The organism is Planomonospora alba (assembly GCF_039534085.1).
GTDB classification, from domain to species: Bacteria; Actinomycetota; Actinomycetes; order Streptosporangiales; family Streptosporangiaceae; genus Planomonospora_B; species Planomonospora_B alba.
The window spans coordinates 1-2776 of sequence record NZ_BAAAUT010000134.1; the positions used below are offsets into that span (position 1 = coordinate 1).

Genomic DNA, 2776 nt, shown 5'->3' on the forward strand with positions numbered 1-2776 from the left:
GTGCGGGGATCCGGCCCGGCGGCGGGCGGCGCACCGGGGACGGGGGGGAACGGGATCCCGGGGGCGGGCGGGAAGCCGGCCCCGGGGCGCGTGGGCCGCAGCGGCTCGGCGACCGGCGCGTGGAAGGCGGCGGGCGCCGCCGGGGACGGGACGGGGCCGGCCTGCGGGCCCGGATGCGCCGCGGGGGCGGCCGGGAACGGGACCGGGGAGGCCGGGTGCGCGGGTCCGGGCCGCCCACCGTACGCGGGGGCCGGACCGGAGCGGTCCGTCCCGCCGGAGGAACGGCCGGAGCCGGTGGCGCCGCCGGGGTCGCCGCGGTGGCCGGAGCGGCCGGAGCGGTCCGCGCGGGAGGAGGACGGGTTTCCGCCCGGGCCGCCGCGCCCCGGGTGCCGCGCGGGGACGGGCGCGGGCGGCGCGGCGAGGGAGACCGGATAGGGCGCCTCGACGGACGGCGGCGGGGGAGGGGGAGCCCCCTCGGGGACGGTCCGGCCGCCGGCGGCCAGGGTGAGCAGGGCCTCGGCCTCGTCGGCGCCCATGCGGGCCGCCGGCTCCTTGGCCATCAGCCCGGCGATGACCGCGGCGAGCGGGCCGGTGCAGGTCAGCGGGGCGGGGTCGCCCGACAGCACGGCCATCATGGTGGCGGCGGCGGTGTCCCGCTGGAAGGGCGGGCGGCCCTCCACCGCCGCGTACAGCGTCGCGCCCAGCGACCACAGGTCCGACTCCGGCGTGGCGGGCAGGCCGTGCAGCCGCTCGGGCGGCAGGAACGCCGGGGTGCCGACCATCCCGCCGGTCCGGGTGATGCCCGTGTCGTGGGAGGTCGAGGCGATGCCGAAGTCGGTCAGCACCACCCGGCCGTCGTCGGCCAGCAGCACGTTCTCGGGCTTGACGTCGCGGTGCAGCACTCCGGCGGCGTGCGCGGCGCGCAGCGCGCCCAGCACGCTCAGGCCCACGGCCGCCACCCGGCCGGGGGCCAGCGGCCCCCGATCGCGGACGACCTCGCCCAGCGAGCGCGAGCGCACCAGCTGCATGACGATCCAGGGCCGCCCGTCCTCCTCGACCACGTCGTGCACGATGATCACGGACGGGTGGTCGAGCCGGCCGGCGGTCTTGGCCTCCCGGACGGTGCGCTGGTTCAGATCGGCCCGCGCGGCCTCGTCGACGCCCCGGTAGCGGACCTCCTTGACCGCGACGACCCGGTCGAGGAGCTCGTCGTGGGCGCGCCAGACGACGCCCATCCCGCCTTCGCCGATGGGTTCGAGCAGGTGGTACCGGCCCGCGACCCTCCGATCGGTCATGTGTTAATCGACTCCCTCCCCGGCTCCCGAATCGTAACCGGTCGGGCGGGACCTCACTTTTTCGACGAGAAGGTCGAGGCGAAGCCCTCGAACAGCTTCAGGTCCTTCTTCCACCGGGAGGACAGAGTGTGCCAGTAGATCGCGTAGCCCCGCCCGCCCTCGGTGACGAACCCCCGGTTGCGCACCCGGACCTTGCCGTAGCTCGTCCGCCAGGTGAAGTCCCAGTCGGCGGCGTCCTCCATGTAGTCGACCGTCTTGATCCCGATGAGCTTGTAGCCCGGGAAGTTGCCGCGGGCCTGGGGCTCGTAGTCGTCCCAGTCCTTCTTGGCGGACGGGCCCGGCCTGTCCGTGTAGTCGATCATGACGAAGCGCCGCTTGTCACCGGGGTCGCCGAACGTCACCTGGGTGCCCTGCCGCTTGGTGACCTTCCAGCCCTTGGGCAGGCCGATCGAGAAGCCGAAGGGGTCCTTGTGCCTCCGCCAGCCGGACGGGAGCCCCGAGGAGGACTTCTCCTCCTCCTTCTCCGCCTCGCTCTCCGAGGGGCCGGGCGTGGGGTCGGCGGCGCCCCGGGAGGGCTCCGCGCTCCGCCCGGACGGCTCCCCGGGCGCCGAGGGGCTCGCGGCGGGCGCGCTCGCCCCCGGCCGCGACCGCCCGGCCGCGTCCGGCTCCCCGCTGTTCATGCCGATCCAGACGCCCACCCCGCCCACCAGGACCAGCGCCCCCACCACGATCGGCAGGGCGCGCCGGGTCCCGGGCGGAGCGGTGAGCCGGGTGAGCCCGGTCAGCGCGGTCAGTCCGGCGGCCGCGGGCCGCCCGCGTTCCTGCGTGCGCTCCCGGTCGGAGGGGCGCACCGGTCCGGGCGCGGCGGGCCGCACCGGGCCGGCGGCGGGCCGGGACGCGGATGCGGCGGGGCGCACCGGCTCGGGCGCGGCGGGCTCCTCGGGGACCAGGTTCCTGACGTACGCCCTCAGATCCGGGGACGGGGAGGGCGGCGCGGCCTTCTCCGCCGGCGCGGCCCTGCGGGTCGGCTCGGCCTCCTCGAGGACGGCCTCCTCGGGGACGGCCTCCCCGGCGGAGGTCCCCCCGGCGGCTCTCCCCGCAGCGGCGCCCCCGTCGGAGGCGGTGTCCCCGGTGTCCCCGGTGTCCCCGGTGTCCCCGGTGTCCCGGATGTCCCCGGTGTCGCGGGTGTCCCCGGCGCCTTCGGCGCCCTGGACGCCCTCGGCGGCTCCGCCGTCCTCTCCGCCGTCCTCGGCGTCCGGGGCCTCCCCGCTCTTCCCGGCACCGGGGGCACCGGCGGCCGGGGCGCCGCCCGCGGACGCCGGCCCGTCCCCGGCGGGCGGCGCGGCGTCCGAGGGGGAGGGCAGCCCGGCGATCTGCCCGGTCTGCGGGATCGCCGGGGCGGCGGGCGCCGCACCGGCCTCCGGCGCGTCCGCGGTCTCCTCCCGCCCGGCGGACCCGGCCCGGGCGGCGGCCCCCGGACC

1 protein-coding gene and 1 pseudogene are annotated in these 2776 nt (G+C 78.6%); both read right to left on the reverse strand.

The window, feature by feature from the left end:
- Positions 1 to 1295 (reverse strand): serine/threonine-protein kinase (locus ABD823_RS34215; protein ID WP_344867069.1); only part of this gene is annotated, 1295 nt, incomplete at its 3' end.
- Positions 1296 to 1348: 53 nt separating this feature from the next.
- Positions 1349 to 2776: pseudogene (locus tag ABD823_RS34220) on the reverse strand (hypothetical protein); the annotation flags it as partial.